Origin of the sequence: Streptomyces sp. NPDC050433 (assembly GCF_044458565.1) — a bacterium.
In the GTDB taxonomy this organism is placed as follows: domain Bacteria; phylum Actinomycetota; class Actinomycetes; order Streptomycetales; family Streptomycetaceae; genus Streptomyces.
The window spans coordinates 65468-90350 of record NZ_JBITIB010000003.1 but is presented as its reverse complement, the minus strand read 5'-3'; the positions used below and the strand labels follow the sequence as shown (position 1 = coordinate 90350).

Sequence of the window (24883 nt, the reverse complement as noted above, 5' to 3'; positions counted from 1 at the left end):
ACCCTCTTTTTCAGCCGTATGGTTTGGATCTCCTCCCGCAATGCTGAACTGCGTCTTCTCAAGACGCGGGAGGCAGCCGAGGCGGAAACCCGGCCCGACAGGGTGGCTGGTAACAACCTTTACCCGATCGGTGCCGCGATGGGTACTGTCACTCCAGTGTTGATCCAGTTGCCAATTGCAGCTACCCCCTACGGACGACGAAGCCCGCCTGTTCAGCTTTTCGGCGGGCCTATTCCTTGTCGGCTTTCCGGCTGCCCGCTACCGCATTACCGGGCCGGCCCCGCGACTTCCTCCCCCACCTCCCCCACCCTTTTTCCGCACATGCCCGGTGGCCCGATGCTGCCGCCACGCACTTCGCGTCGGACGGCCTCGGCCGGACAGCTCCGGGCCGCACAGCTTCGGGCCGGACGGCGAAGACACATCCAACGAGCAGACGAAAGCCCGAGGAGGCGTATGTCTGTCGAACCTGTCGTTGTCAGCGCGCCTCTGCGTCTTTCCCTGGGAGGCGGTGGCTGCGACCTTCCGGAGTACTACCTGGAACACAGTGCGGATGTGCTGGCGGTCGCGATCGACCGGCGGATCGAGGTCGTCGTGCGGCCCGCTCAGCGCCCGGACGGCCCTGCCGATCCGCGCGTCGCCCTTCTCCGCGAGCACATCGACCTGCCCGTGTCCGTCGGTGTCCGCAGTCCGGTGGCCCCCGGTTCCGGGCTGGGCGGGAGCGGTGCGCTGACGGTGGCGCTGCTGGCGGCGTGCGACCTCTTCCGCGGGGTGCGGCCCGCGCACCTCGACCCGCTGAGCCTTGCACTGCGCGCCTACGACTGGGAGCGGCGGCGCCTGGGGGAGCGTGTCGGCTTCCAGGACCAGACGGCGTCCGCCTTCGGGTCCGTGACCAGGATGACCGCCGACCGACGGGGCCGGCTGAGCGTCACGAGAGAAGAGGACCTGGCCGGTGCTGTGGCCGCCATGCTCGGGCGCTCGGTCCGGCTCTTCGCCTCGGGCCGCAGCAGGACCGCCGCCGGGCAGTTGGACACCTTCGTACGCGGCATGCGCGACCGTGGCACGGCCCGTGGTCTGGCCGACACCGCTGACGCGGCCGAGGCGCTGCTGTCGATGGACGGAGCCCGCTTCGGAGAGATCCTGCGGCAGCGCTGGGAACGCAAGAGCGCGATGAATCCGGACGCGGGCTGGACAGGGCTGGCGGGCGTCGTCGAAGACGCCCTGAGGGCGGGGGCCACCGGAGCCAAGGTCGTCGGGGCGGGGGGTGGCGGCTGGCTCATGGTCGCGGGCCCCGACACGGTCATGGATGACGTGTCCGCCGTACTGACCGGGCGTCACGGACTCCCGGAGATGCACGTGGGTGTGGACGACAGAGGAATTGTCCCGGAAGGAGTGGCGGGTCCATGACCAACGCGACAGCAGGTCTGATCGACCAGTACGTACGGGAGTCGGCCAGGGCGCTCACGGAGACCGACACCACGAAGATCGAGCAGGTGGTCGGGATGCTGCTCGACGCTTACCACCGGAAATCCACGGTGTACACCGTTGGGAACGGCGGGTCGGCCTCGACGGCCGCGCACTTCGCCGCGGATCTGGGGAAGTTCGCGACCGGGGGCAGGAGGGGGTTCCGCTCTCTCGACCTCACGGGGAACGTCTCCTCCCTGACGGCCTGGACGAACGACGAGGAGTGGGGAAGCGTTTACGAGAACATCCTCGCGCCCTATCTGGAACCATATGACGTGGTCGTCGCGTTCTCCGTGCACGGTGGGGCGGGCGGCTGGTCGGACAACCTGCTACGGGCGCTGCAACTGGCCAGGAGCCGGGGCGCGGGGACGATCGGATTCGCCGGCGACGGCGGGGGCCGTTTCCTCGACGTCTGCGATGTGACGGTGGTGGTGCCCCAGGTCCCGGATCACTTGATCACGCCGGTCACGGAGAGTCTTCACGTCTCGCTGTTCCATCTGCTGTGTGCCTGCACCCGGCAGGCGCTGGCCGCGGGTCCGGACGAAGCGCACCCGGAGACACATGTCTGACCCCGTTGTCGTCATCCCGGCCGGGGGCCTGGGGACCCGGCTGTCCGCGGTGACCCACGACCTGCCGAAAAGCCTCGCTCCCGTGCTGGGGAAACCGTTCCTGTACTGGCAGCTCCGGCTGCTCGGCGAACTGGGGGTCGCCAGGACCCACTTGTGTCTGGGGTACGGCGCCCGCGACATCCTCTCGGCCCTCGACGCGTGCAGCCCGCCCGGCATGACCGTCAGCCATACGGCCGAGTCCGCTCCGCTCGGCACGGTGGGAGCGGTACGGCTCGCACTGCCGCAGCTCCCGCAGCGGTTCGTGATCCTCTACGGCGATGTGCTGCCGCTGCCCGCTCTGCATGATCTGTGGGACCTGCACCGGGAGCACCGGGCGGGCGCCACGATGCTCGTCACCACCGCGGCGGGGGAGAACAACATCGGGATCGAAGCGGACGTGGTGACCCGTTACGACAAGAGCGGCGCTGCCGGGCTGCCCTTCGTGGACATCGGTATGACCGCCGTCGAGGCCGACTGCCTGCGCGGACTGCCGTCACAGCGACGCACGGACGAGGAGCCGTTCTTCCGGTCACTGATCGCCTCCGGCCGGCTCAGAGCGCTCCGCTGGCCCGAGCCCTCCCCCCACATCGGAGACCCCGGACACCTGGCACGCTGCGAGGCGTGGCTGCGGGCGGCCGGATGACCACCACGCCGGCGCTCCCCGAACTCCTCCTTGTCGACCGGGACGGCGTGCTGCTGGAGCACGTCGAGCCCTACATTCTTTCGGCTGCCGACGTCGTCTTCTGCCCTGGGTTCACCGAGCTGTTCCGCGCCACGGCACTCCTCGGGTGTCCGGTGGCGGTCGTGACGAACCAGTCTCCGCTCGGCCGCGGCCTGGTCGGCTGGGATTTCGTCCACCGGACCAACAGCCGGATAGCGGCCTTGGCGGCCTCGGAGAATCACCACGACGTGACCTTCCATGTCTGTCCCCATCTGCCCCAGGACGGCTGCGCGTGCCGGAAACCCGCGCCGGGCCTGCTCCTCAGCGCGGCGCGGACCGCCGGGGTCCCTCCGGCGCGCACCTGGATGGTGGGCGACCACGACACGGACATGGCGGCAGCCAGGCGTGCCGGATGCGGGACCACGGTCCACCTGACCAGTGGGCGCCAACGGCAGCCGAGCCCCTTTGCCGACCTGGAAGCCGGCGGCCTTCACGAGGTGGCACGGCTGCTCCGGACGTCCGGACGGCGGCTTCCCCCCGGAAGCGGTGTGGAACGCCGCCCGTCTGAAGGGAATCGTCCATGAACGAACGCTCCACTTCCACGGCTCCGGCCCAGCCCCAGGCGCAGCCGGAGACCCATGCTTCGGCGGGGCACGCCCGTCCCAAGGTTTCGGTGCTGATGCCGACCTACCGGCAGGCGTGGGGCATCAGGCGCGCCATCGGGAGTCTGCGCCGGCAGGAATTCCAGGACTGGGAACTCATCGTCATCGACGACGGGTCACCGGACAGCACCGGGGAGATCGTCTCCAGGTATGCGGACGAGGGGGGCGAGGAAGCTGATCCGCGGATCAGCTACCACCGCCTGAGCCGCAACCGCGGCCTCGGCCACGCACTGGAGTACGGGACCAGCAGGGCCCGCGGGGACTACCTGTGCTACCTGCCGTCCGACGACGTCTACTTCCCCGGCCACCTGCGGCAGCTGGTCGAGGCCCTCGATACCCGGCCGTCCGTCTACCTCGCCTACGGCGGTGTGCACACCAATCACCGGTGGCAGACCTGGCGCGGCGCCACGCTGGCCGGTGACGGCGCGGCGGGGCGCGAGGCGGCTGCCCTCGAAGGGCACACGGCCGGCGACCCTGGCGGGCCGCACGGGCACAACGTGCTCGCTCTCGTCCAGGTGATGCACCGGCGCGAGCTGGAACGCGAGGTGCGCTGGCCGCTCCGGAGCGAGATCGTCTCCGACACGATCGAGGCCGGCCACTGGCGCGGTCTGCTGGCGCACGGTGCGGAGTTCGCCTGGACGGGGAGCTACACCTGTGAGTGGGTGGACCACCCGGACCAGCGACACAAGATCATCGGGGAGACCCACACGGACCGGCACGTCAATCCGTGGTCCTGCCTGAACTCAGGCCGGGGCATGTCCGCCTACCGGACGTACTACGGGGTGCCGGCAGACGAGCCTCTCAACTGGCGCCCCGCCCGTGGCATCGTGAAGGACGAGAGGGCCTCGCCTGCCCCGGCGGCACCGCGCGGGCCGGCCGGCGCGGCGGAGGGGAGCGGTCTGCGCATCCTGATCGTCGGCACGCTGGGCTTCAACGCCGACCGTGTGCGGGCGCTCCACGAGCAGGGACACGAACTCCACGGCCTCTGGCTGCAAAATCCTGATGTCTGGGACACGACCGTCACCGCGCCCGTGAGAAATGTGCGGTACTCGGAGAACCGTGCGGAACTGGCAGCGGAGATCCGCCGGGTACAGCCTGACGTGATCTACGCCCTGCTGAACTACCATGCGATCTCGCTGATTCACGAAGTGGCGACTATGGGTCTCGATGTGCCCTTGTTCTTCCACTTCAAGGAATCCCCTTTTCACTGCCTGAAGAACGGCCTGTGGCCCAAGCTCATCGACATCTTCAAACGCAGCCACGGGCACATTTTCATCAGCGAGGAGAACCGGGAGTGGTTCACCGAGAACACTCCGGAGGCGGTCGCCGGGAAACCGTACATCATTCTGGATGGAGACCTTCCACGGGCTCACTGGATGACGGACGAGTGGGCCGAGCCGAGGCGGCACGGCGACGGTGAGATCCATACCGTGTGCGTGGGAAGGCCGGAGGGGATCGACGACTTCGGAAAGCTGATCGAACAGAAGGTGCACGTACATCTCTACGGAGATTTTTTCCGGGCCGAGTATCCGTGGGTCGCCAGGCACGGAAGCAGCGGCTACCTGCACCTTCATCACACCGTGTACGCGCCTGACTGGGTACCCGAACTGTCACAGTACGACGCGGCCTGGACGCACAATCTGCCGCCGCGCAACGGCGGAGACATCCGGGCCGCTTCCTGGCCCGATCTCAATCTGCCCTCACGGCTGGGAACCTACGCGGCGGCAGGTCTTCCGCTGCTCCTGCCCGCTGCGGGGAAGGCACGTACGTCCTTGCACTCGGTGACGCGCGCGCTGGGGACAGGTATCGAGTTCGAGGACCTGTCGGACGTGGGTCGTATTTTGCAGGACCAGGATCTGCTGGCGGCGGCGACCGGGAACATGCGCGGCGTCCGGCGCACTCTCTCTTTCGACGCGCATGCGGAGCGGCTGGCCGAGTTCTTCCGGAGGTGAAAACCCGCCGGTGCACGAGAAAGCCGGTGCACGGAATGCGATCACGGTACGGCAGCGCAGCCGGAAGAGAATACGGAGCCCGAAGGGAGGAACCCCGGTGACCAGGAAGTACCGCCGCCCGCACGCCACGGGCCTCCTCGTCTGTGTCTTCGCGACGATGGGCTACCAGACCGGGGCCTGGGCCGCCTCGGTGCCGGCGATCGTCTCAGGACGGGACCTGTCGGTGAGCCGGCTGGGTCTCGTGCTCGCGGTCATGGCCGCGGGGAGCATCGTGGGTTCGCTGACGCTGCGGCGTCTCACCCTGAGGTTCGCGCCGCGCCGGGTCCTCGCGGCAGCGGCCGTGCTGAGCGGGCTCGGTTATCTGGCGCTGCCGTGGCTGGCCACTCCCCTGCTGTTTACGGCGGGCGCCGCCGTCACCGGGGCCGGCCTCGGGCTCTTCGACGCGGCGGCGAACGCCGAGGGCAGCGAGCAGGAGAACCGCACCGGCAGGCGGCTGCTGCCGCGTTTCCACACGGCGTTCAGCTTCGCCGCCGCACTCGGCGTGCTGGGCACGTACCTGGTCGGGGGGCACGCGGACTTCGGGCCTGCGCTGTCGGTCGCGGGAGCCGGCTGCGTCGCCGGAGCACTTGCCGCGCTGTGTCTTCCCGGCCACCTGCGGCACGCCCCGTCCGGCAGCGGTGCCGCGGAGATCCACCCGGAGTGGGAGGACACCTCACACCGCCGTATCGCCGTCCCGGTCACGGTCATGGCCTTCACCGTCGTCTGCGGCGGATTCATGCTGGACTCGACGCTGGAAGGCTTCTCGGCCCTCTTCATCCAGCAGCTGCCGTTCCAGGGGGCAGGACAGAGTGCCCTGGGCCTCATCATGCTGCACCTCGCCGCCACGGCAGGCAGAGCTGTCTCCGGGCCGGTGCTGCGCAGAGTCGGAGACTGGAAGACGCTCCTGGCGGGCGAGTTCCTGGCCCTGGCGGGGCTGCTCGTACTGATCACCGACGGCAGCTCCTGGTCGGTCGCCGTGGGCATGCTGATGATCGGTGTGGGAATGTCGCCCGCCGTGCCGATCGCCTATTCGCTGCTCGGCCGCTCCCGCCCCCGGGCCCGGGAGCGGGCGATCGCCCGGCTGACCGCCTCGGGCTATGTGACCTTCACCGTGGCCCCGGTGCTCGTCGGTCTGATCGGCCGCGATTCCCTGCTCGACGCCTTCCACCTGTTGCCGATCCTGCTGGCCGTCATGGCCTCGACCGTCGTCTGGCTGGGGATCAGACAGCGGGCCGCCGCCGGCGGTCCGAAGGACGTGCAGACGCCCGGACCCGAGCAGCCGTCGACGAATCTCCCGAACTGAGGTGACGCGTTCATGAGCCTGCCCACCCTTCTTTTCGACGCCGGCGGCGTCCTGATCAGACCCCTCGGTACCGGCCTGTCGGAGGTCTTCGAGGAACTGGCCGGCGTGCCCCTCGCCCCCGATGTGGCGGCGCGGTCCTACGCCGTCACCGACCGCGTGGCCTATCGCCTGGGCGTCACCGACCCCGTCGAGTGGGCGAAGCTCTGGGCGGCCTCGCTGGAGCTCGACGAGAGCCTGGTCCTGGGGGTCCACGGCGCCGTCGAACGGGACAAGGCGATGGGCGACCGTATCTGGTGCCATGTCGAGGACGACGTCCGCAGTTCGCTGGCCGGCGTCCGCCGTCAGGGCTGGCAGACGGGGATCGTCAGCCAGTCCGACGGGCTGCTGCCCGAACGGCTGGTTCGTCTGGGGCTGGCGGACCTGTTCGACACGGTCGTGGATTCCGCGCTCGTCCCCTTCGACAAGCCCTCCCCGCAGATCTACCGGCACGCCGCCGGGCTCCTGGGCGTCCCCCTTCACCGCTGCGTCTACCTGTCGGACCTCCTGTTCGACGCCAGGGGGGCGCTGGACGCGGGGTGCCGCTGGAGCGCGCTGTTCGATCCGTACGGCCTCTGGGAAGGGTCCGGCCTCGCGCGTTTCACCTCGGTCGGCGCGTTCCTCGACGAGGTCGTGGCGGCTTCCGTGGCGGTCGTCCCGCCGCCAGGTGATGCGGACGGTCCCCCCGATGACACCGGCACGGCTCCCTCCCGCCGGCGACGGGAGTGACGACCGCCCGGACCTGGCGGCGAGGGCGGCGGAACAGCTCCTTGGTGCCGGAACGGTGCGGGGCCTGAGCCAGGCCGGTGGGAATTGTCTCGTCCGTCCGACGTAAGGAGACTGGCATCAACGCCTTGACGGAAGCAGGGTACGTCCTTCTCGCGAAGAGTGTGGCTGGCGTCACAAGACTGCTGCCTGCCGGGGCACCGGCCCGCGTGGCGGTGCACAACCTGGGCGAGGAGATAGGCATAGCCAGGCTGGACAGCCGCGGCAGGCGCAAGTGCGCGCGCAAACAGGGTGCCTGGCCGCGCCAGCTCAGTCTGGGCTGCGGCAGTCTGCCGAAGAAAGGCTGGCTCAACATCGATCTGGGACGCCGGGAGGACGTTTCCCTGGACCTCAGGAAGCCCCTGCCGATCCCTGCCCGAACTTTCTCCCTCGTGCACTGCGAGCACGTGCTTGAACATTTCGACTACCCGGGGGACGGGTCACGGCTGCTCCGGGAGATCTGGCGGGTGCTGGAACCCGGCGGCGAACTCCATCTGGGAGTGCCCGACGCCGGAGCGGCCATGCGGGCCTACGCGTCAGGGGAACTCAGCGCACTGTTCGGACCGTACTGGCTGTTCCCCGACTGGGCGGTGACGCCGTGCGAGCAGATCAACTACCAGTTCAGGCAGGAAGGCGAACACCTCTTCGCCTACGACTTCGACACGCTGGAGCGGCACCTCACGGAGTCCGGGTTCACCGGCGTACGAAGCCGCGGCTGGGACGCGGCGCTCGACGCCCCCGGGCGCAGCGACGACGGCTCGTACACGCTGTACGTGGTGGCGGTCAAAGGGCCGGAACCGCGCAAGGCGGCGGTCGAAGGAACGCCGCTCCGCCAGCTCAGGCGCCGCAGGTGGAAGGCCGGGCACAAGGAACGGGCGGAGCCGGGTGCGCCGTTGCTCGGCGCTGAGGACATCCGCAGGCTGCGTGCGGAACTGCCTCCGGAGAGCCAGCCGCCGCCGTGGGAGGACGTCGAGGCGTTGCAGTCCTGGCTGGTCCGGCTGGCCATCGACCATCCCGGGACGTACGACCGTCTCATGGTCCGGCTGAATCTTTTCTCCGAGTCCTGGCGCCAGGAGCTTCGGCACGCCCGTGGGGAGGGCTGACCGTGCGAGTCGCCCTTCTCACCTCCGCCTACCCGCCGGCGATCGGGGGCGCCGAGACGTACGCGCAGTTGCTGGCCGAGGGACTCGCCGCCAAGTCCCACGACGTGAGGGTGGTCACCGACGGTTCCTACGGGAGCACCGGCCGTACGGAGTCGCGCGGGGTGGACGTCGTGAGGCTGCCGGGGTGGCGCGACCGGGTGCGCGATGTCTCCCTGGTGGCCTGGGAGGAGGCCATGTTCGGCGTGCTGCCCGAGCTGGTGGCGGCCCTTTCCGGCCAGGAATGGGACGTCATTCACGCGAACAGTTTCGAGACCGCCGTACTCGCCCGGATGCTGGCCGGCCCGACGAACACACCGGTCGTCGCCACCTATCACGAGATGGTGCCGCTGGACGGAATCCTCACCACGGGCAGAAGCCGGTTCGCCTACGGGCAGGGGCTGTTCGACCTCCTCATCGCCGGGAGCGCGCACTACCGGGACCGGGCGTACCTGGCCGGGGCACCGGAGGAAGCGGTCAGGCTGGTACCGCACGGCGTGCCCGACACCCGCGCGGCTGCTCTCCGCGACCGGACCAGGCGCGAACTCGGCTATCTGCCGGAGCACCAGGTCGTACTGGTTCCCGGCAGGTTCAAGGAGCGCAAGGGGCAGCTGGACCTCCTCGAAGCCTTCCGGACGGTGCACCGGGAACTGCCGCGGGCCAGAGCGCTCTTCGTGGGTTCGGTGCACTCAGCGTCCGGTGAGTATCTGGCCCGGATGAAGGAGGAGATCGCCTCCGCCGACCTGGAAGAGGCCGTCCAGGTGCGTACCGACGTCGTCCTGGACCGTATGCCGGGCGTCTACGCCGCCGGTGACCTGGTCGTGGTGCCCTCGCACGAGGAGGGTCTCGGCCTGGTCGTGCTGGAGGCCATGGCCGCCGGACGCCCGGTGCTCAGCACCCGGGTCAGCGGGGTGACCGAGATCATGGACGGCGACAACGGGATTCTGGTGCCCCCGCGTGACCCCGGAGCCCTGGCAGGCGGGGCGTTGGCGCTGCTGCGGGACAGCGGACTGGCGAGCCGGGTCGCCGGCGCCGGCCGCCGGACGTATCTGCGGAAGTACACCCTCGACCGCATGATCGACCAGACGGTGAAGGTGTACGAGGAGCTGGCGGGGCCCGCGGAGCCGGCCGCCGTCGCCCCGCCGCCCGCACCGCGCACGGCACCCAAGCGTGCGGTGTCCAGGAGGCGGGTCCACCGGACACCGTGGATGCGTGTGCATGAGGACGTCATCGTCGATGCAGCGGGGGCCCGCAGCGGTTTCACCGTGGTGTCCCGGGGTGATTTCGTCGTGGCGCTGCCGGTCACCCGGCAGGGGGACGTGGTGCTGGTCCGTCAGTACCGGTACGCGGCGCGGCAATGGCAGCTCGAACTGCCGCAGGGCGGACTGGAGCCGGGCGAGTCGGCGTCCGAGGCGGCGCTCCGTGAGCTGAGGGAGGAAACCGGTTTCCTGGGTGAGGTGGCCGGGGAGACCACCACGCCTTTCTACGAGGCCGCCGACTGGGCCGAACAGCATTTCACGGTCGTCCACATCGCCGCACGGGACCGCGATGTGCCGGAGACCGAGAGCAGCGAGGCCGGCATGGAGACGGTCGTCATGTCCTACCAGGATGTCATGCGGGCGGCCCGGCGTGAGGAAATAACCGATCCGCCCACCCTGGCAGCTCTTTATCTTGGCCATCTGGGTCGCGACGAGAAAGGTGTTCCGAGTCTATGACGGCGGACCGCGGGAAGAAGTCCACTCATCTGGTGACGGGGGCCGGCGGTTTTTTCGCCAGCCATTTGGTGAAACGGCTGGTGGCGGAGGAATATTCTGTCCTCGCCTGGGACGTCGTCCCCTGGGAGGAGGCGTCGCGGCTGCATGACCTGCCCGCTGCCCAGCTGCACTACGAGCAGATCGATGTCGGCGATGCCTCATCGGTCGCCCGGCACTTCCCCACCGGAACCGACGTGGTCTGGCACTTCGCGGCGAACGCCGACATCCCGGCAGGGGCCACGCAGACGGCACTGGACGTCCGGCACGGCCTGGCCCCGACCCAGCAGATCCTCGAAGCCATGCGGAAAAGCAAAGGAACGAGGCTGGTCTTCCCTTCGTCGAGTGCGGTCTACGGCATCGAGGAGCCGCATCGCCGAAGCGAGGTCGATGGCCCTTTCCTTCCTGTTTCTCTCTACGGGGCTGCAAAAGTCGGCTGCGAGGCGCTGATATCCGCCTACTGCCATTGCTTCGGCCTTTCTGCCGTGATACTCCGCTTCGGGAACCTGCTCGGCGGCTCCATGCGCCGCGGGATTCTGCACGACTTCATCGCAAAGCTGCGGGAGAATGACGCGGAACTGACGGTCCTGGGCTCTGGGCAGCAGCGAAAGAGCTACGTACTCGTCGACGACTGCGTCGACGCCTCGTGGCTGCTCTCGCAGCACCGGGCCGGCCGGGCCGGATGCGAGGTCTACAACGTCGCCGCTGGGGGCACGCTGTCGGTCCTCCAGATCGCGGAACTGGTCACGTCCGAGATGGGCCTCGTCGGCGTGCCGGTGAGGCCGGCGGGAGACGGTACTTCGTGGGTCGGTGACCAGCCGGTCATCGACCTGGACATCACGAAGCTGCTGGCTCTCGGATGGCGACCGCGGCACAGCCCTGAACAGGCGGTACGGGTGGCGACGCGCCGACTGCTTGAGCAAGGGGGAAGCAGCTGAGCGCACGGGGAGGAGAACTCGTCCCGGAGAGGCGCTTTCGACAAAGGAAAGAGACGCATGGAGATATTCCTGGACTGCGGTGACCCCGCGGTCGTGCAGAACTGGCTGGCGGCAGGGGTCATCGACGGGGTGACGACCAATCCGACACTGCTGCGCGACGGAAGCTGGACCCATCTCGTGGACGGCGTGGCGGAGATCGCCAAGGTGTGCAGCGAGAAACCTGTGTCCGTCGAAGTCGTCGCAGTGGACCCCGGCGAGGTCGTCGAGCAGGCGGCGTTCATAGCGAATCTGGCACCCAATATCGTGGTCAAGGTGCCCTTGATCGGACCGGACGGACAGAGCTATCTCGGCGCGATCAGCAAACTGACTTCCCAGGGAATTCATGTCAACTGCACGGCGCTGATGTCGTTCGGGCAGTTCGCGCTTGCGGCGCGCGCCGGTGCTCGCTACACCAGCCTCTTCGTCGGACGGATAGAAGACGAAGGAGGAAAGGCGGAGGAGGTGATATCCGGCTGCAAGGGGTGGCTGGACACATGGGGGCTGCCGAGCCGCATCATCGCCGGCAGCCTGCGCAGCCCTGGGGACTTCCAGCGCGCCGCCCTCGCCGGAGCGCACGTCGTGACCGTTCCGCCGTCGATTCTCGAAAAGCTTATGGACCACCGCTACAGCCGTGCCACCGCGCAGCAGTTCCTGACGGACGGCCGGTCCCGTTACGGGGACGACCCCTGGGGAATGGCCGCTTCAGCGAACTACGGAAGGGGATAACAATGTCTGCACTTTCCACGCCGGCCAAGATTTGGTTCAACGGCAAAGTGACGGACTGGGAACAGGCCACGCTCCATGTCTGGACCGATCCTGTGCTCCGCGCGGCCAGCGTGTTCGAGGGCATCCGGGGTTACTGGGTGGCCGAGGAGCAACGGCACTATCTGGTGCACTTCGACAAGCACATGAGGCGGTTGCAGCAGTCGGCCCGGCTCCTCGGACTGCCGGTCGAGGATTTCGGCGAGGAGTTCCGGCGGGCGGTCGAGGGACTCATCGCCGCCCTGGCCTACCGGGAGGACATCTATCTCCGCCCGACCGTCTACCTTGAGCGCGGCGGCTACTCCCGTGAGGCGTCCCGGATGCGCCTGGGCTCCTTCATGCCGGTCTTCCCCGCCCCCCGGGAGGACTCCATCGACACGGGCGTCACCTGCACCGTCAGCTCGTGGCAGCGGGCCGCGGACTCCGTCATACCGCCGCGGGCGAAGACCGCAGCGAATTACCACGCCTTCCGTCTCGCCCGGATGGAGGCGAGCGAGCGCGGAGCGGACGAGGCGATCATGCTGAACAGCCGTGGCCAGGTGGCGGAGACCGGCGGTGCCTCGGTCTTCGTCGTCAGGGACGGCCAGGTGTTCACGCCGCCGATCGGTGACTCGATCCTCGAAAGCATCACCCGGGAGAGCGTCATACGGCTACTTGTGGACGATCTCGGCGTGACGGTCACCGAGCGCAGCGTCGACCGCACCGAGCTGCTGATCGCGGACGAGGTGTTCCTGACCGGCACGCTGTGCGAACTCACCCCGGTCCGGCAGATCGACGGGCTGGCCGTCGGCAGCTCCGTACCGGGGCCGACCACCCTGGCCGTGCAGCGACGGTATCTGGAGGAATGCCGGTCGGGAGCACGGCAGAAGCTCGGCTGGCTGACCGAGGGACCGGTGCTGTGAGCTCCGGGGGCCCGGCCGTCCGGGGCGGGAAGGTCCCGGACCGGTCCGCTCTCTCGGAGTGGTTCGACTCGGACTACCTGTACTTCTACACCCCGCTGCTGGACGGGGACCGGGCCGGGCAGGATGCCGATCTGATCCTGTCGCTGCTCTCCCCTCCCCCGAGAGCCGGCCGGCTCCGGGTGCTCGACCTGGCGTGCGGTCACGGCCGGCTCTCCGGCGAGTTCGCCCGCCGGGGCCATGACGTGACGGGCGTGGACCTGTCGGAGACGTTTCTGCGGACCGCGGAGGAGGAGAACAACCCCGGCGGGCGCGTCACGTATCTCCACCAGGACATGCGGGAGCCGTACGGCCGTGGCCAGTTCGATCTCGTCATCTGCTTCTTCAGCGCGTTCGGATACTTCAGTGACGAGGAGAACCGGCGGGTGCTCGCCAACGCGGCGGCTGCCCTCAGGCCGGGCGGGCAGTTCGTGTTGGACGTGCGGAACTGGGACCGGAGCGGCACCCGGATGCAGGACCACGACCTGATCCGCCGGTCCGAGGACTTCATCTGGGACTGGAACACCTACGACCCTCTGACGGCACGTCAGCACACCAGGCGGCTCGTGGTGCGCGGCAGCACACACCGGTGGCTGGAGTTCAGCACCCGCAGGTACAGCTACGCCGAGCTGCGCTCCGAGCTGACGGCCGCGGGTTTCCGCCGCGTCGCGGCTTTCGACGGGGACGGAGAGCGGCTGACCGACGCCAGTGCGCGGCTGGTCGTCGTTGCCGGCGTCGATGACGAGGCGCAGGAGGCACCGGAGACGCAGGAGGCACCGGAGGCCGCTCGTGGCAGGGAGCCGGGATGAAGGGGCCCCTGATCGTCGTGGCGGGCGCGGAGCGTTCCGGGACGACGCTGCTCTCCAGCATGCTCGACAGTCACAGTCAGGTGGCGATGGTCTATGAGTCGCACAGTCTGATCGAGATCGTCCCCGACCGGCAGGACCGGCGCCTCACCTGGCCGGAGTTCCTGGACCGTTTCGTCGCGCACCGCTGGTTCGCGCGCTGGGGCCTTCAGGAGGAAGAGCTGAAGCGCCGGCTGACCCGGGCGGACCCGCAGACCTACCCGGAAATCGTCGACGTGGTCTTCAGCGCGTACGCCGAATCCCGGGGGAAGCAGCGGGCGGGCGACAAGACACCCGCCTACGTGCGGTACCTGACCGATATCGCCGAGCGGGTGCCGGACGCTCTGTTCATCCATCTGATCCGCGACGGCCGGAACTGCGCGAGCTCACTCCGGGAGGCCCCCTTCGGGCCGGATTCCGTCGCGGCGGCGGCACTGCGCTGGCGGACCGACGTCCAGGCGGGAAGGGACTCGGGGCGCGCCCTGGGCCCGCGCCGGTACGCCGAGCTGCACTACGAGGAACTGGTCGCGGACCCGCGGCTCTCGCTCAGCAGGGCCTGCGAGTTCCTTGGCCTGGCGTTCGAGCCGGCCATGACCGCGTACACGTCCAGTGCCGACCGCGTCCGGGAGAGCCCGCGGGAGAAACGCATACACCCCCGGCTGGACGGAACCATCAGAACGGACCTGCGCGAGTGGAGGAGCCAGATGTCTTCGGAAGACAGGGAAATGTTTGAAGAGGTCGCAGGACAGGTCAATCGCGACTGCGGCTACGGGGACTGACCGGTGCCCCCCTTTGCCGTTCCGTACGGACCGGCCAAGGTGATCAACTGGGGCTTCGTCGGATGCGGTGCCGTCACCGAGGTGAAGAGCGGTCCCGCTTTCGCGGACTTCCCCAGCAGCCGCATCCGCGGTGTGTACGCGCGCCGGACCGACCGGGCCGCGGACTGGGTGACCCGGCACGGCGGCGATGTCGTCTACCCGTCCCTCGACGACATGCTGAGCGACGCACAGGTGGACGCCGTCTACATCGCGACGCGCCCCGACTCCCACCTGCGTTTCGCACGGCAGGTGATTTCCGCGGGTCTCCCCGCGGTCGTCGAGCGCCCCATGGGGCGGACGGCGGCCGAGGCGGCGGAGATCGATGCCGAGGCGAGCAGCTCGGGTGTGCCGGTGTGGGTCCCCTACTACCGGCGCCAGCTGCCGCGTTTCGTGCTGGCCCACCGGCTGCTGCGGGAGGGGGCCGTCGGGGAGGTGACCTCGGTGAGCTACCGCTTCAGCCAGCCGGCGCACCGGCAGTGGCCGGCTGCTGCGACGGACTGGCGCCTCGACCCCGTGATCTCGGGCGGCGGGCTGTTCCGCGACATGGCCGGGCACGCCCTGGACCTGATCGACCATCTCGTAGGGCACATCGACCGTGCGGAACGGGTCGACGCGCTGGAGCCGGGGTCCGGGCCCGCGCACCGGCTGGAGCGTTCCGTGTCCATGGCCTTCACCGTGGGCGGCACCGTGACGGGCACCGGCTCCTGGTCGTACGCGAGCGGCGTGCGCGAGGACTGCCTGGACATCCTCGGCACGAAGGGACGCATGCGGCTGCGGCTCTACCTGGACCATCTCGTGCTCATCGACACACCGGGGGGCCAGATCCGGTATGCGAGGCCCGACCCCGAACACGTCTACAGCCCATTCGTGCGGCACGTGGTCACGGCGCTGACCACAGGCACCGGCGGCTCGTCCACCGCCGCCGCGCACCGAACGGCGGTCTGGCTCGACGAAACGATGCCCGGCACTGCGGCCGGCTGAGTCGAAAGGCAGCGGGCCGGTCATGGAACGCTCATTGGTCATATCGATGCACTCTCCGCTTTCCGACGCCCTCACCAACCAGCTCCAGCAGCGGGGCATGCAGGTGAGCCAGGTCCGGCCCGATGATCTGCGGCATCCCGTGGTGCACCGGGCACAGCACTGCTATGTGCTGGAGAACGGCCTGCCGGAGCATCAGCCCGGTGCCTCCGCCGCCCTGGTGGGCGCAGCCGTCTCCTGGGTACTGACCACAGGTGCGAGCACCGGTGTCAGCCGTATGACGGTGGCGACCTCCTCACCTCGTGCCACCGCTCAGGCCGAGGAGGTTCTCTCCGGAGCCGCGGACACCGGCACCGAAGTCAGGCGGGCGGTGCTCGGGCACATCGTGCCGTCCAGGCCGTACCTCACCAAGGACAGTGCCGCCCCGGGCCCCGGCGACTGGCTGACGGGCCTGCTGCGGACACTGCTCCGGGGGCCCCGGCGGGAGGCCGTCCGGCTGGATGCCTCACAGGCCCACAACTTCGCCCTGATCGGTGCCGGAGAGGCCGCGGCGGGGCTCTACCGTCTGATGCGCAGCAACCACCGCGAGCCGCTGCTGCTGGCGGACGGCGCGGGTCCGCAGGTCACCGCGTTCCTGGCGCGGCTGACGTCCCTTTCCGGAACACAGGTGCTCGCCGGCCCGCAGGCGCCGGTCCGGATTCCCCCGCTGGCCTCGGCGGCCTCCGGGACCGCCGCGGCGCTCGGCTGGTCTCCCGGGCAGGACGGCTCTGCCGATGCTCTGCTGGCCTCGGTCCTGAGCGCCGGGTGACACCTCGAACAGTGGGCACAGGGGTGGTCCGGCGGGCCCGTCCCGCGCGTTCCGCCCGTGGCCGGGATCTCCCTCCCGCACGGCCCGTCTGCTACTACTGGCCGAATGGAACGTGTTGCTGTAGTGACAGGGGCGAACCAAGGGATCGGAGCCGCGACGGCTCAGGAACTGGCCGCCCGGGGCATCGCGGTGCTGTGCACCTCCTACGTGCAGCCGTCCGGTGCCGAGCCGGCCGACGAGTACAGCCGCCGGCGAGCCACCGACGGCCGGCGCGTGGTGGCGGACATCCGCCTTGCGGGCGGGCAGGCCGAGCACTTCGAGGCGGACCTGAGCGACCCCGGCGCTCCCGCGCGTGTCTTCGATGCCGCTGAGGAGCTCCTCGGTGGCGTCGACATCCTGGTCAACAACGCCTCGGGGTGGTTGCAGGACACCTTCGGCTCCGGCTCGGCCGACCGGTTCGGACGGCCCGTGCAGCCGATGACCGCTGCGACCTGGTCGCGGCAGTTCGCCGTGGACACGATGGCTCCGGCCCTGCTGATCGCCGAGTTCGCCCGCCGGCACCGGGCACGCGGGGCGACCTGGGGAAGGATCGTGGGCCTTACCTCGGCCGGGGACCTCGGTTTCCCCGGTGAGGTGTCCTACGGCGCCGCCAAGGCCGCGCAGACCGACTACACCCTCTCGGCCGCCGCGGAACTGGCCGAGGCCGGCATCACCGCCAACGTGGTGCACCCGCCGGTGACCGACACCGGCTGGATCACCGATGAGGTCCGCCGGTTCGTCGCGGACAGCAGCACCCTCTTCCACGTCGCCCAACCCGCCGAGGTCGCGCGCACCATCGCGTTCCTGGTCTCCGACGAGGCCGCGCTCATCACGGGCAACGTCCTCACCCTGCGCTGACCCGGATCTGATCCGGGGACAGCCCCTGCCGGAGGGCCGGCGGGTTCCGGCCCTGCCCCGCCCGGGGCGGGCGGTGCAGGACGGGGCGGGCACCTGAGCTCATGGCTCGGCAAGCACCCCCGCTTCCATGTCCACTTCACTCCGACCGGCTCCTCCTGGAGCAACCAGGTCGAGCGGTGGTTCGGATACCTCACCGACAAACTCATCCGCCGCGGCACCCACCGATCGGTCCAAGCACTTGAGGCCGACATCCGCACCTGGATCCAGACCTGGAACGAGAACCCCAAGCCGTTCACATGGACCAAGAGCGCCGACGAAATCCTCAACTCGTTAGCGAAATATATCGCCAGGATTTCAGGCGCAGGACACTAGGGAAGATGAGCGTCGTCCGTACGTTCATGGCCGAAGGACGGCAGCGGTCCCGTCGGCACGGGGGTCGCTGGCCGCGTCGACCACGCCCGCGCGCAGCCTCGCAGTCTGTACATGGCCCGCCTCGTCGTGCAGCCCCGTCAGCTCGGCCACCGCCAGCCCCAGCCGGTGCGCGGTGTCGGCCAGATTCGGCGCGTCCGGTACGCCGGGTTCGAGGACGAGGGTGGGTAGCGGGCGGCCCAGATCACGGGAGCCGATGACCCATCGGGGCCGGGCCAGCAGAGCGTGGGGGTCGGGTGCGTCAACGAGTTCGGGCCCCACCTGGGAGAGGATCCACGCCTGGGCGCGACCGCCCTGGCAGCCGAGCGCCACCACACGATCGGAGCCGGTGGCGAGTGCCGGACACAGAGTGTGCGGGGGCCGTGCCCCGGGGCGCAGCACACCGGGGTGCGCGGCGTCGAGGCTGAAGGCCGATCCCCGGTTGTGCAGCACCACGCCGGTGGTGGGTTCGGCGATGCCGGATCCGAAGCTTTGGAACACGCTCTGGATGAGGGTGACGGCGTTGCCCTCGTCGTCCACGGCGGTGACGGCCACGGTGTCTCCGGCCGGTCTGGGCCCGGAGGGCAGCGCGGCACTCTCCCGGTGCTCGCGCAGCAGCAGGCCGTCGAGGTCCACGGCCCCGGACCGGGGGTCGCCGAGCAGTGTGTCGCGGCGAAGTTCCGCGCTGCGCGCGGCGGTGAGCCGATCGCCGTCGGCGCCGAGTACCGCGAGCAGCGCGGGGCCCTGGGTCGGAGGCGGCGCCGCCCACCAGGTGACACCGTCCCGGGTCAGGCTCAGGGCTTCGGTGTCTTCTGCCCGGTGCCCGGCGAAGTCCGCGAGGTCGAGCGGGCAGCCGCGTGCGCGCAGACCCGCCACGAGGCGTTGGGCGGTCGGTCCGGTGTAGAAGTGCCGCCAGTCCCCGGAGAGTTCGTCCAGGGTCGCCGCCAGGGCGGCCTGGACCAGGGGTGCGCCGACGGGCAGCGGCTCGCCCCTCTTGTCCATCAGCAGTGCTGACAGGCCCGGGTCGGCCCGTACGACATCGAGCCGGTTCCGGATCGCCCGCGCGAGGCCCTTACTGACGGTGACTCCGCCCCGGGCCAGGGCCACGGCCGGGGCCAGCGCACGGCCGAGGGGCAGCCGCGCACCGAGCCGGGCCAGCTCTGCCCAGCCGGCCACCACTCCGGGGACGGTCACGGTGTGCGGGCCGCCCGCAGGCATCCGCGGCCCACGGGCCCTCAGCAGGTCCGGGTCGGCGGCCGCCGCGGCGGCTCCTGCCGAGACCACGGCGCGCACGGTGCCGCTCGTCGCGTCGCGGACCAGGGCGACGAGGTCACCGCCGATGGAGCACTGGTGTGGGTAGGCCACGGTCAGTGCAGCGGCCGCGGCGAGTGCCGCGTCGACCACGCCTCCGCCCTCGGCAGCCACCTGGCGGGCCGCCGTGATGCCGGCGGGGTGCGGGGCGGCGATCGCGATCGTGGCCACGGTCAGTCCCGGGTGGTGAGGACGGCGCGGGCGAAAGCCCCGTCGGCGCCGACCAGCTTGGCGGGCAGGCATGCAAGGTCGTACTCGCCGGCGGGCACCGCGTCCAGGTCGGCGTTCTCCAGGATGAGCACGCCGGCGCCCAGCAGAGCGTGGTGGACGTCCCAGGTGTCGGTGCGGTGGTGGCTCTCTATGGTGAGGTAGTCGATGCCGATGAGCTCCACCTTCTGGGCGATCAGCCAGTTGGCGGCTTCCGGTGACAGTCCCACCCACCGCGGGGCGCGCTCGGACTCCTTGAGCGGCCCGCCCGAGTTGGAGGTCTTCAGCAGAACACGCCGGTACCCGGCGGCCCCGCCCTTCTCCAGGTGGGACGGCTCCACGTCGCCCTCGACATGGGTGAGGTCGACGACCAGGGCCGGTCCCACGAGGGAGTCCAGGGACACCTCATCGATCGGGGTCGCGCCGTCGCGGAAGTGCGCGGGGGCGTCGACGTGCGTGCCGGTGTGGGCACCGAGCCGCCACCGGGTCACGTTGGAGGCGTCGCCGTCGGCGAGGGACTCGACGATCTCGACCTCGGGTTTGCGCCCCCAGTGCAGCATCTCGGGGTGGATGGGCAGCGTGATGTCGTAGATCGTCATGCGGTCGCTCCAGGACGGTGGGTGGGGTCGGGCCATGGCTCGCGGACGGCGGCGGCCACGGCGCGGGCGGTGGTGAGCAGGCAGCGGTCGAACTCCGCGCCACCGTGTTCGGCTCGGGCGTCGGCCACGTCGCGGCCCCATACGCCGGTCTCGCTGACCTGGTCCATGCGGTAGTCCCAGAACGAGTCCATGTCGATGTGCGAGGTGGCCCTTTCCATCCGCACCAGTTCGGGTCGAAGGTGGAGCATGACCGAGGTCTCGAAGAAGTTCGCGTGCATCAGAGCCCGGCCGTACTGGACGTGGCCGTCGACCTCGGGGCCGGGGTACATCGTGACGTAGCCCAAGGCACGTACGCGTGCGTCGCGGTGCCGCACACGCAGTTTCTCCGCCGACACGTCGAGCGCCCCGTTGTTCCAGATGTGGCCGTTGAGCAGGATGAACTGCCTTATCCCGGAGGCGTGGAGGGAGTCGATGACATCCTCCACGACGGCGATCATCGTCTCGGGCCTCAGCGCGACCGTACCGCCGAAGCCGCCGTGCGAGGCGGACACGCCGAAGCTGAGCGGCGGCACGACCGGCACGCCGGTCAACGCCGAGACGCCACGGGCGACTTCCTCGCAGATGATGGTGTCCACGGCGAGTGGCAGGTGCGGACCGTGCTGCTCCGTGGCCCCGACGGGGATGATCACCGAGTTCAGTGCGGCGGCGGTCCTCTCCGCCTCCTCCCAGGTCAACGCCTCCCACAGGACGGGGGAGCCGGTGCCGCCCAGTTCCGCGGCGAGGGAGGCGATGTCGAGGCCGGTGGCTACGGGCGGTGGGGAGGGAACGGGAGTTTCGCGGGGCATGGTGCTTCCTTCTTCGCTGTGGCCGGAGTTCACCACGCGCGCCGGCTCTTCTCCGGCAGCAGGTCGAGGGCCGTCATCGGGACGACCTCGTCGTCATCGGGCGTGGTGACCCAGACGGTGGCGTCCGGGCTGTAGTCGCTGATCAGTTCGCGGCACACGCCGCATGGGGCGATGACACGGAACCGGCCCGCGGGTTTGATCTGGACGGAGACGACCGAGACGACAGTCAGCGGCTCGCCGCCCGGACATGCCCCACGCGCGGTTCCCAAGGCGACGCCCTCGGCGCAGACGGAGCTGCGCCTACAGGAACCTTCGACGTGGACACCGGTGTGCACGGCTCCGTCGGCGGTGCGCAGCGCCGTGGCGACCTCGTGTCGGCCGTCGCGCCAGAGGCGGCCCAGCACCTCCTGCGCGACCGTGAGCAGTTCGGCGTCCGGCCCGCTCATGGAAGGGGGTACGGCGACGGACTCCGCGGATACGGCAGGCGCCGGTGCCGGTGCCGGTGTCCGTGCCTGCGGCCCGGCGCCCGAGCCGGCGCCGGTGTCGCCGACGCTCATGCGGAGATCCCCAGTAGCCGGGCCATGTTGCCGCCCTCGACGAGAGCGCGGTCCTTGTCGTCCGGTACCGCCTTGGCGATCTTCATCCGCTCCAGGTCGAAGTCGGAGCCGGGCCACTCGCTGCCCATGAGGATCTTCTCCGGGCCCAGCCGCGCGTACGCTCGTTTGACGTCGCTCATCAGCGTCGCGGAGGTCTCCAGATACACATGAGGCTGCCGCTCGGCGACAATGATCGCCTCGGGCACGTTCCACACCGCGCCCATGTGGGCGATGATCGTCGGCACTTCCGGGTGATCGCGGGCGATCTCCTCGATCGCCAGCGGGGCGCAGAACGAGTCGTCCAGGGCGTTGACCAACACCATCAGGCCACGCCTCGCGCAGGCCTCGAACAACGGGTCCAGCAGGCCGTGGTCGGCGACGTGGTAGCCGTGCAGGCTGGGATGCAGCTTGAGACCCACCAGGCCCGCGTCGGCCATCCGGTCGATCTCCTCGACCGCGTCGTCCGCCTGCGGCAACGCCTGCCCGAAACCGAAGAAGCGGTCCGGGTGGGCGGCGACCAGGGAGCCGATGAAGTCGTTCTCGATACGCTGGGCGAGGGAGCACACCATCGCCATGTCGACGCCGGCGGCATCCATCCGGTCGATGATCCGCCGGGGGTCGAACGGCGTGTGCGGCGGAGGCGCCTCCCCCTTGCGTACCCCGGTGAGGTAGTCGGACCGTCCCCGGACGTCCTGGGTGGTGTTGTACGCATCGATGATCACGAAGGACCGGCCTCTCTGTTGGGCACCAAGGGCTTGTGGCAGCGCACGCTGCGCCCGGGGACGAACTCCGTCAGCTCCGGCATACGGGTGCGGCAGGTTTCGTCGGCGAAGGGGCAGCGGGTCTGGAACAGACAGCCGTCCGGTGGGTTCGCCGGATCCGGCAGATCCCCCTCCAGGACCTGCCGGTCGCGCCGCCCGCTGGGGCGCAGCGACGGCACCGATGACAGCAGAGCGGAGGAGTAGGGGTGGGCCGGGCCCGAGAAGAAGTCGTCCCGGGACGCGATCTCGACGATCTGCCCCAGGTACATGACGGCCACCCGGTCGGCGATGTGCCGTACGACGCCCAGGTCGTGGGAGATGAAGAGCATGGTCAGGCCGCGCTCACGCAACAGGTCCGACAGCAGATTCAGCACCTGCGCCTGGATGGAGACGTCCAGGGCGGAGACGGGCTCGTCGGCCACGACGAACCTGGGCGAGGAGGCGAGGGCCCGTGCGATGCCGATGCGCTGGCGCTGCCCGCCGGAGAACTCGTGGGGCCTGCGCGCGCCGGCCTCGCCGCCGAGGCCCACACGCTCCAGCAGTTCCGCCACCGTCCGGTCCGCCTCGGCACGGCTCGCGCCGCGGACCCGCAGCAGCGGCTCGGCGACGATGTCGGCGATTCTGCGCCGCGGGTTCAGCGAGCCGAACGGGTCCTGGAACACCATCTGCATGTCGGCCCGCGTCCGCCGCAGCCGGGTACCGCGGAGCGTGGTGATGTTCAGCCCGAGGAATTCGATGGTGCCCGCGGTGGGCTCGACGACCCGCAGCAGAGCCCGGCCCAGTGTGGACTTGCCGCAGCCGGACTCTCCGACCAGGCCCAGGGTCTCGCCCTCGATGATCTCCAGATCCACGTCGCGCAGGGCACGGACCTTGCCCCCGCCGACACGGCCTCGGTACTCCACACGCAGTTTCTCCGCCCTGATGAGGGGAGTGCCCCGGCGCGCCGGGGGGACCGGCGAGGCGGGACGGGGCGGTGACCAGTTCATGAGTTCCCCTCCGTGGCGGGTGACGGGGCCGGTTCCGGGCCCGCCCGGCGCGCCGCGTCGCGTTCGGGGGCGGGCAGGACACAGGCGTCGAGCTGACCGGGGGCTCCGAAGCGCTGCTCCAGAAGGGGCTGTTGACGGCAGGCGTCCCGGGCGAAGGCACACCGGGGGCCGAACGCGCAGCCGCGGGGCCGGTCCATGCCGGTCAGCGGACTTCCGGGAATCGCGGGCAGCCGTTCGGCGACCGGTCCGTCGATCGGCGGCACCGAGCCCAGAAGTCCCATGGTGTACGGGTGTTGCGGGTTGAACAGCACGTCGTCGCGCCGCCCCTGCTCGACGATTCGGCCCGCGTACATGACGGCGACCCGGTCGGCGACCTCGGCGACCACCCCGAGGTCGTGTGTGATCAGCAGGACGGAGGTGCCGTGGGCGGCGCGCACCCGTTCCAGCACGGACAGCACCTGTGCCTGGATCGTCACGTCCAGCGCCGTGGTGGGTTCGTCCGCGATCAGTACGGCCGGGTCGTTGGCCAGCCCCATGGCGATCATCACGCGTTGGCGCATGCCGCCGGAGAGCTGGTGCGGGTAGGCGCGGGCGTTGCGGCGGGGGCCGGCGATGCCGACTTCACCGAGCAGTTCGACGGCCCGCTCCCTTGCCCGCTGTCGCGTGACCACGCGGTGGGTGCGGATCATCTCGCCGACCTGGGCACCCACCCGGTGCAGCGGGTTGAGGGCGGCGAGCGCGTCCTGGAAGACCACGGTGATGTCCTTGCCCCGGACCTCGCGCAGTTCGCGCTCGGTGGCCGTGACGAGATCGCGGCCGGCGAATTTCACCTCCCCGCTGATGTGTGTACGCGGGCCCCGGTTGAGGCCGACCAGGCTCATCGACAGGGCGGACTTGCCCGAGCCCGACTCGCCGACCAGCGCCAGGATCTCCCCTCTCCTCAGGGTGAGGTCGACCCCGCCGACGGCCGGGAGCCGGCCCGCGGGAGTGTCGAAGCCGACTCGGAGGTCCTGGATCTCCAGCACGGGCGGCGGCTGCCCCTCGGGCGCGGGGCGGTCCTGGTCGGCGGGCGCGGTCACGGGGCGCCGCTCACTGCCACGGCCGCGGTGTGGATCAGGTCGGCCACCCGTTCCGGGTGCACCAGCGTGGTGTAGTGGCTGCCGGGAACGTTCGAGGTCGTGGCCTTCATCCGGGCGGCCATGTCCCGTTGAGCCTCAGGGCGCAGGGTGCGGTCGTCGTCGGCGACCAGGTACCAGCTGGGCAGGGTGCGCCAGGCAGGCTCTCCGGTCGGCTGCCTGAAGATGAGGTTCGCCGCGGGGCGTCCCTCGGCCTCGACGACGGCCCGGTGGCGGGGCGAGAGGTCGGGGCCTATCTCGGCCCAGAACTTTTCGTCCGGTTCGGACTTCCACTCGCCGTCGGGGCCGCGCCGCATGTACGCCGATATCTCAGCGGGCTCGTACCGTTCGACGATCCCGTTGACGGTCTCGCCCTCGGCGGGGCCGAACGCGGCGATGAAGACGAGGCCGCGGACGGCCTTGTGGTTGCCCACGTTGGTGATGACCGCGCCCCCGTACGAGTGACCGGCGAGCAGTACCGGGCCCTGGAGCGACTCGACGGCGGCGGTGGTGTGCGCGACATCGTCCTGAAGCGAGGTCAGCGGATTGGTGACGGTGACGGTCCGGTGCCCCAGGGCGGCGAGCCGGGGCTCCACGTCGATCCAGGTGGTGGGGCGCCCTCCGGCGCCGTGGACCAGCACGATGTTCATGCGGC

At 70.0% G+C, this 24883-nt stretch carries 25 protein-coding genes and 1 pseudogene; 18 read left to right on the top strand and 8 right to left on the bottom strand.

All coding sequences use genetic code 11. The features are described 5' to 3' along the window. Positions 1-453 precede the first annotated feature (453 nt). The 18 genes and pseudogenes from ACIBLA_RS05285 to ACIBLA_RS05200 form a co-directional block, all read left to right on the top strand. Entirely contained in the window at positions 454-1404 is a 951-nt protein-coding gene (locus ACIBLA_RS05285) for a hypothetical protein (protein WP_363242989.1), read from the top strand. Next, positions 1401-2030, top strand: a complete 630-nt coding sequence (locus tag ACIBLA_RS05280) for an SIS domain-containing protein (protein ID WP_363242988.1) — start codon at positions 1401-1403, stop codon at positions 2028-2030. Before ACIBLA_RS05285 ends, ACIBLA_RS05280 begins: the two co-directional genes overlap by 4 nt. Next, positions 2023-2712, top strand: coding sequence for a sugar phosphate nucleotidyltransferase (locus ACIBLA_RS05275; protein ID WP_363242987.1), 690 nt, complete (start codon positions 2023-2025; stop codon positions 2710-2712). The genes ACIBLA_RS05280 and ACIBLA_RS05275 overlap by 8 nt, the downstream gene beginning before the upstream one ends. Continuing rightward, positions 2709-3314 carry an HAD-IIIA family hydrolase gene (locus ACIBLA_RS05270; protein WP_363242986.1) on the top strand — a complete coding sequence of 202 codons (606 nt, stop codon included), beginning with the start codon at positions 2709-2711 and terminating at the stop codon, positions 3312-3314. The genes ACIBLA_RS05275 and ACIBLA_RS05270 overlap by 4 nt, the downstream gene beginning before the upstream one ends. Then, a complete protein-coding gene (locus ACIBLA_RS05265) occupies positions 3311-5344 on the top strand; it encodes a glycosyltransferase (protein WP_399197798.1) in 2034 nt (677 codons plus the stop codon). The genes ACIBLA_RS05270 and ACIBLA_RS05265 overlap by 4 nt, the downstream gene beginning before the upstream one ends. Before the next feature lie 97 nt (positions 5345-5441). Beyond that, positions 5442-6686, top strand: coding sequence for an MFS transporter (locus ACIBLA_RS05260; protein WP_399197797.1), 1245 nt, complete (start codon positions 5442-5444; stop codon positions 6684-6686). Between the two features lie 12 nt (positions 6687-6698). Next, positions 6699-7451: an HAD family hydrolase gene (locus tag ACIBLA_RS05255; RefSeq protein ID WP_363242983.1), complete on the top strand. Its 753-nt coding sequence runs from the start codon at positions 6699-6701 to the stop codon at positions 7449-7451. A gap of 161 nt (positions 7452-7612) precedes the next feature. Beyond that, entirely contained in the window at positions 7613-8590 is a 978-nt protein-coding gene (locus ACIBLA_RS05250; protein ID WP_399197796.1) for a class I SAM-dependent methyltransferase, read from the top strand. A 2-nt stretch (positions 8591-8592) separates the two neighbouring features. Beyond that, entirely contained in the window at positions 8593-10341 is a 1749-nt protein-coding gene (locus tag ACIBLA_RS05245; protein WP_363242981.1) for a glycosyltransferase, read from the top strand. Beyond that, a complete protein-coding gene (locus ACIBLA_RS05240; RefSeq protein ID WP_399197795.1) occupies positions 10338-11315 on the top strand; it encodes an NAD-dependent epimerase/dehydratase family protein in 978 nt (325 codons plus the stop codon). Before ACIBLA_RS05245 ends, ACIBLA_RS05240 begins: the two co-directional genes overlap by 4 nt. Before the next feature lie 57 nt (positions 11316-11372). After that, complete coding sequence (locus tag ACIBLA_RS05235; RefSeq protein WP_363242979.1) at positions 11373-12080, top strand: transaldolase family protein; 708 nt, start codon at positions 11373-11375, stop codon at positions 12078-12080. Between the two features lie 2 nt (positions 12081-12082). Beyond that, positions 12083-13018 (top strand): aminotransferase class IV, encoded by a 936-nt coding sequence (locus ACIBLA_RS05230; protein WP_363242978.1) that lies wholly within the window; start codon positions 12083-12085, stop codon positions 13016-13018. Then, complete coding sequence (locus tag ACIBLA_RS05225; protein WP_363242977.1) at positions 13015-13863, top strand: methyltransferase domain-containing protein; 849 nt, start codon at positions 13015-13017, stop codon at positions 13861-13863. Before ACIBLA_RS05230 ends, ACIBLA_RS05225 begins: the two co-directional genes overlap by 4 nt. Further along, positions 13860-14678, top strand: a complete 819-nt coding sequence (locus ACIBLA_RS05220; RefSeq protein WP_363242975.1) for a sulfotransferase — start codon at positions 13860-13862, stop codon at positions 14676-14678. Before ACIBLA_RS05225 ends, ACIBLA_RS05220 begins: the two co-directional genes overlap by 4 nt. Positions 14679-14681: 3 nt before the next feature. Then, positions 14682-15698, top strand: a complete 1017-nt coding sequence (locus tag ACIBLA_RS05215; RefSeq protein ID WP_363242974.1) for a Gfo/Idh/MocA family oxidoreductase — start codon at positions 14682-14684, stop codon at positions 15696-15698. Between the two features lie 46 nt (positions 15699-15744). Continuing rightward, positions 15745-16503, top strand: coding sequence for a hypothetical protein (locus ACIBLA_RS05210; RefSeq protein WP_399197794.1), 759 nt, complete (start codon positions 15745-15747; stop codon positions 16501-16503). 105 nt (positions 16504-16608) lie between these two features. Beyond that, the gene (locus ACIBLA_RS05205) at positions 16609-17400 is read left to right on the top strand and encodes an SDR family oxidoreductase (RefSeq protein ID WP_399197793.1); all 792 of its coding nucleotides are present in this window, start codon (positions 16609-16611) and stop codon (positions 17398-17400) included. A gap of 102 nt (positions 17401-17502) precedes the next feature. Further along, a pseudogene (locus ACIBLA_RS05200) lies at positions 17503-17772 on the top strand (IS630 family transposase); the annotation flags it as partial. A gap of 24 nt (positions 17773-17796) precedes the next feature. Here the strand turns inward: ACIBLA_RS05200 and ACIBLA_RS05195 are convergent. The 8 genes from ACIBLA_RS05195 to ACIBLA_RS05160 are packed head-to-tail and all read right to left on the bottom strand — an operon-like array spanning position 17797 to position 24878. Continuing rightward, positions 17797-19290 carry a gamma-glutamyltransferase gene (locus ACIBLA_RS05195; RefSeq protein ID WP_399197792.1) on the bottom strand — a complete coding sequence of 498 codons (1494 nt, stop codon included), beginning with the start codon at positions 19288-19290 and terminating at the stop codon, positions 17797-17799. A 2-nt stretch (positions 19291-19292) separates the two neighbouring features. Beyond that, entirely contained in the window at positions 19293-19925 is a 633-nt protein-coding gene (locus ACIBLA_RS05190) for a cyclase family protein (protein ID WP_399197791.1), read from the bottom strand. Further along, positions 19922-20770 (bottom strand): creatininase family protein, encoded by an 849-nt coding sequence (locus ACIBLA_RS05185; RefSeq protein WP_363242969.1) that lies wholly within the window; start codon positions 20768-20770, stop codon positions 19922-19924. Before ACIBLA_RS05185 ends, ACIBLA_RS05190 begins: the two co-directional genes overlap by 4 nt. A 29-nt stretch (positions 20771-20799) precedes the next feature. Beyond that, entirely contained in the window at positions 20800-21327 is a 528-nt protein-coding gene (locus ACIBLA_RS05180; protein WP_399197790.1) for a cytidine deaminase, read from the bottom strand. After that, entirely contained in the window at positions 21324-22088 is a 765-nt protein-coding gene (locus tag ACIBLA_RS05175; protein ID WP_363242967.1) for an amidohydrolase family protein, read from the bottom strand. Before ACIBLA_RS05175 ends, ACIBLA_RS05180 begins: the two co-directional genes overlap by 4 nt. After that, positions 22085-23113, bottom strand: a complete 1029-nt coding sequence (locus tag ACIBLA_RS05170; protein ID WP_399197789.1) for an ABC transporter ATP-binding protein — start codon at positions 23111-23113, stop codon at positions 22085-22087. Before ACIBLA_RS05170 ends, ACIBLA_RS05175 begins: the two co-directional genes overlap by 4 nt. After that, positions 23110-24192: an ABC transporter ATP-binding protein gene (locus ACIBLA_RS05165; protein ID WP_399197788.1), complete on the bottom strand. Its 1083-nt coding sequence runs from the start codon at positions 24190-24192 to the stop codon at positions 23110-23112. The genes ACIBLA_RS05170 and ACIBLA_RS05165 overlap by 4 nt, the downstream gene beginning before the upstream one ends. Next, positions 24189-24878: an alpha/beta hydrolase gene (locus ACIBLA_RS05160; protein WP_399197787.1), complete on the bottom strand. Its 690-nt coding sequence runs from the start codon at positions 24876-24878 to the stop codon at positions 24189-24191. The genes ACIBLA_RS05165 and ACIBLA_RS05160 overlap by 4 nt, the downstream gene beginning before the upstream one ends. Between the last annotated feature and the right edge of the window lie 5 nt (positions 24879-24883).

Bases quoted from the DNA above. Each gene is read 5' to 3' on its own strand.
- ACIBLA_RS05285 (WP_363242989.1), top strand. From the start codon at position 454: ATGTCTGTCGAACCTGTCGTTGTCAGCGCGCCTCTGCGTCTTTCCCTG.
- ACIBLA_RS05280 (WP_363242988.1), top strand. From the start codon at position 1,401: ATGACCAACGCGACAGCAGGTCTGATCGACCAGTACGTACGGGAGTCG.
- ACIBLA_RS05275 (WP_363242987.1), top strand. From the start codon at position 2,023: ATGTCTGACCCCGTTGTCGTCATCCCGGCCGGGGGCCTGGGGACCCGG.
- ACIBLA_RS05270 (WP_363242986.1), top strand. From the start codon at position 2,709: ATGACCACCACGCCGGCGCTCCCCGAACTCCTCCTTGTCGACCGGGAC.
- ACIBLA_RS05265 (WP_399197798.1), top strand. From the start codon at position 3,311: ATGAACGAACGCTCCACTTCCACGGCTCCGGCCCAGCCCCAGGCGCAG.
- ACIBLA_RS05255 (WP_363242983.1), top strand. From the start codon at position 6,699: ATGAGCCTGCCCACCCTTCTTTTCGACGCCGGCGGCGTCCTGATCAGA.
- ACIBLA_RS05240 (WP_399197795.1), top strand. From the start codon at position 10,338: ATGACGGCGGACCGCGGGAAGAAGTCCACTCATCTGGTGACGGGGGCC.
- ACIBLA_RS05235 (WP_363242979.1), top strand. From the start codon at position 11,373: ATGGAGATATTCCTGGACTGCGGTGACCCCGCGGTCGTGCAGAACTGG.
- ACIBLA_RS05230 (WP_363242978.1), top strand. From the start codon at position 12,083: ATGTCTGCACTTTCCACGCCGGCCAAGATTTGGTTCAACGGCAAAGTG.
- ACIBLA_RS05220 (WP_363242975.1), top strand. From the start codon at position 13,860: ATGAAGGGGCCCCTGATCGTCGTGGCGGGCGCGGAGCGTTCCGGGACG.
- ACIBLA_RS05210 (WP_399197794.1), top strand. From the start codon at position 15,745: ATGCACTCTCCGCTTTCCGACGCCCTCACCAACCAGCTCCAGCAGCGG.
- ACIBLA_RS05205 (WP_399197793.1), top strand. From the start codon at position 16,609: ATGGAACGTGTTGCTGTAGTGACAGGGGCGAACCAAGGGATCGGAGCC.
- ACIBLA_RS05190 (WP_399197791.1), bottom strand. From the start codon at position 19,925: ATGACGATCTACGACATCACGCTGCCCATCCACCCCGAGATGCTGCAC.
- ACIBLA_RS05185 (WP_363242969.1), bottom strand. From the start codon at position 20,770: ATGCCCCGCGAAACTCCCGTTCCCTCCCCACCGCCCGTAGCCACCGGC.
- ACIBLA_RS05180 (WP_399197790.1), bottom strand. From the start codon at position 21,327: ATGAGCGTCGGCGACACCGGCGCCGGCTCGGGCGCCGGGCCGCAGGCA.
- ACIBLA_RS05170 (WP_399197789.1), bottom strand. From the start codon at position 23,113: ATGAACTGGTCACCGCCCCGTCCCGCCTCGCCGGTCCCCCCGGCGCGC.
- ACIBLA_RS05160 (WP_399197787.1), bottom strand. From the start codon at position 24,878: ATGAACATCGTGCTGGTCCACGGCGCCGGAGGGCGCCCCACCACCTGG.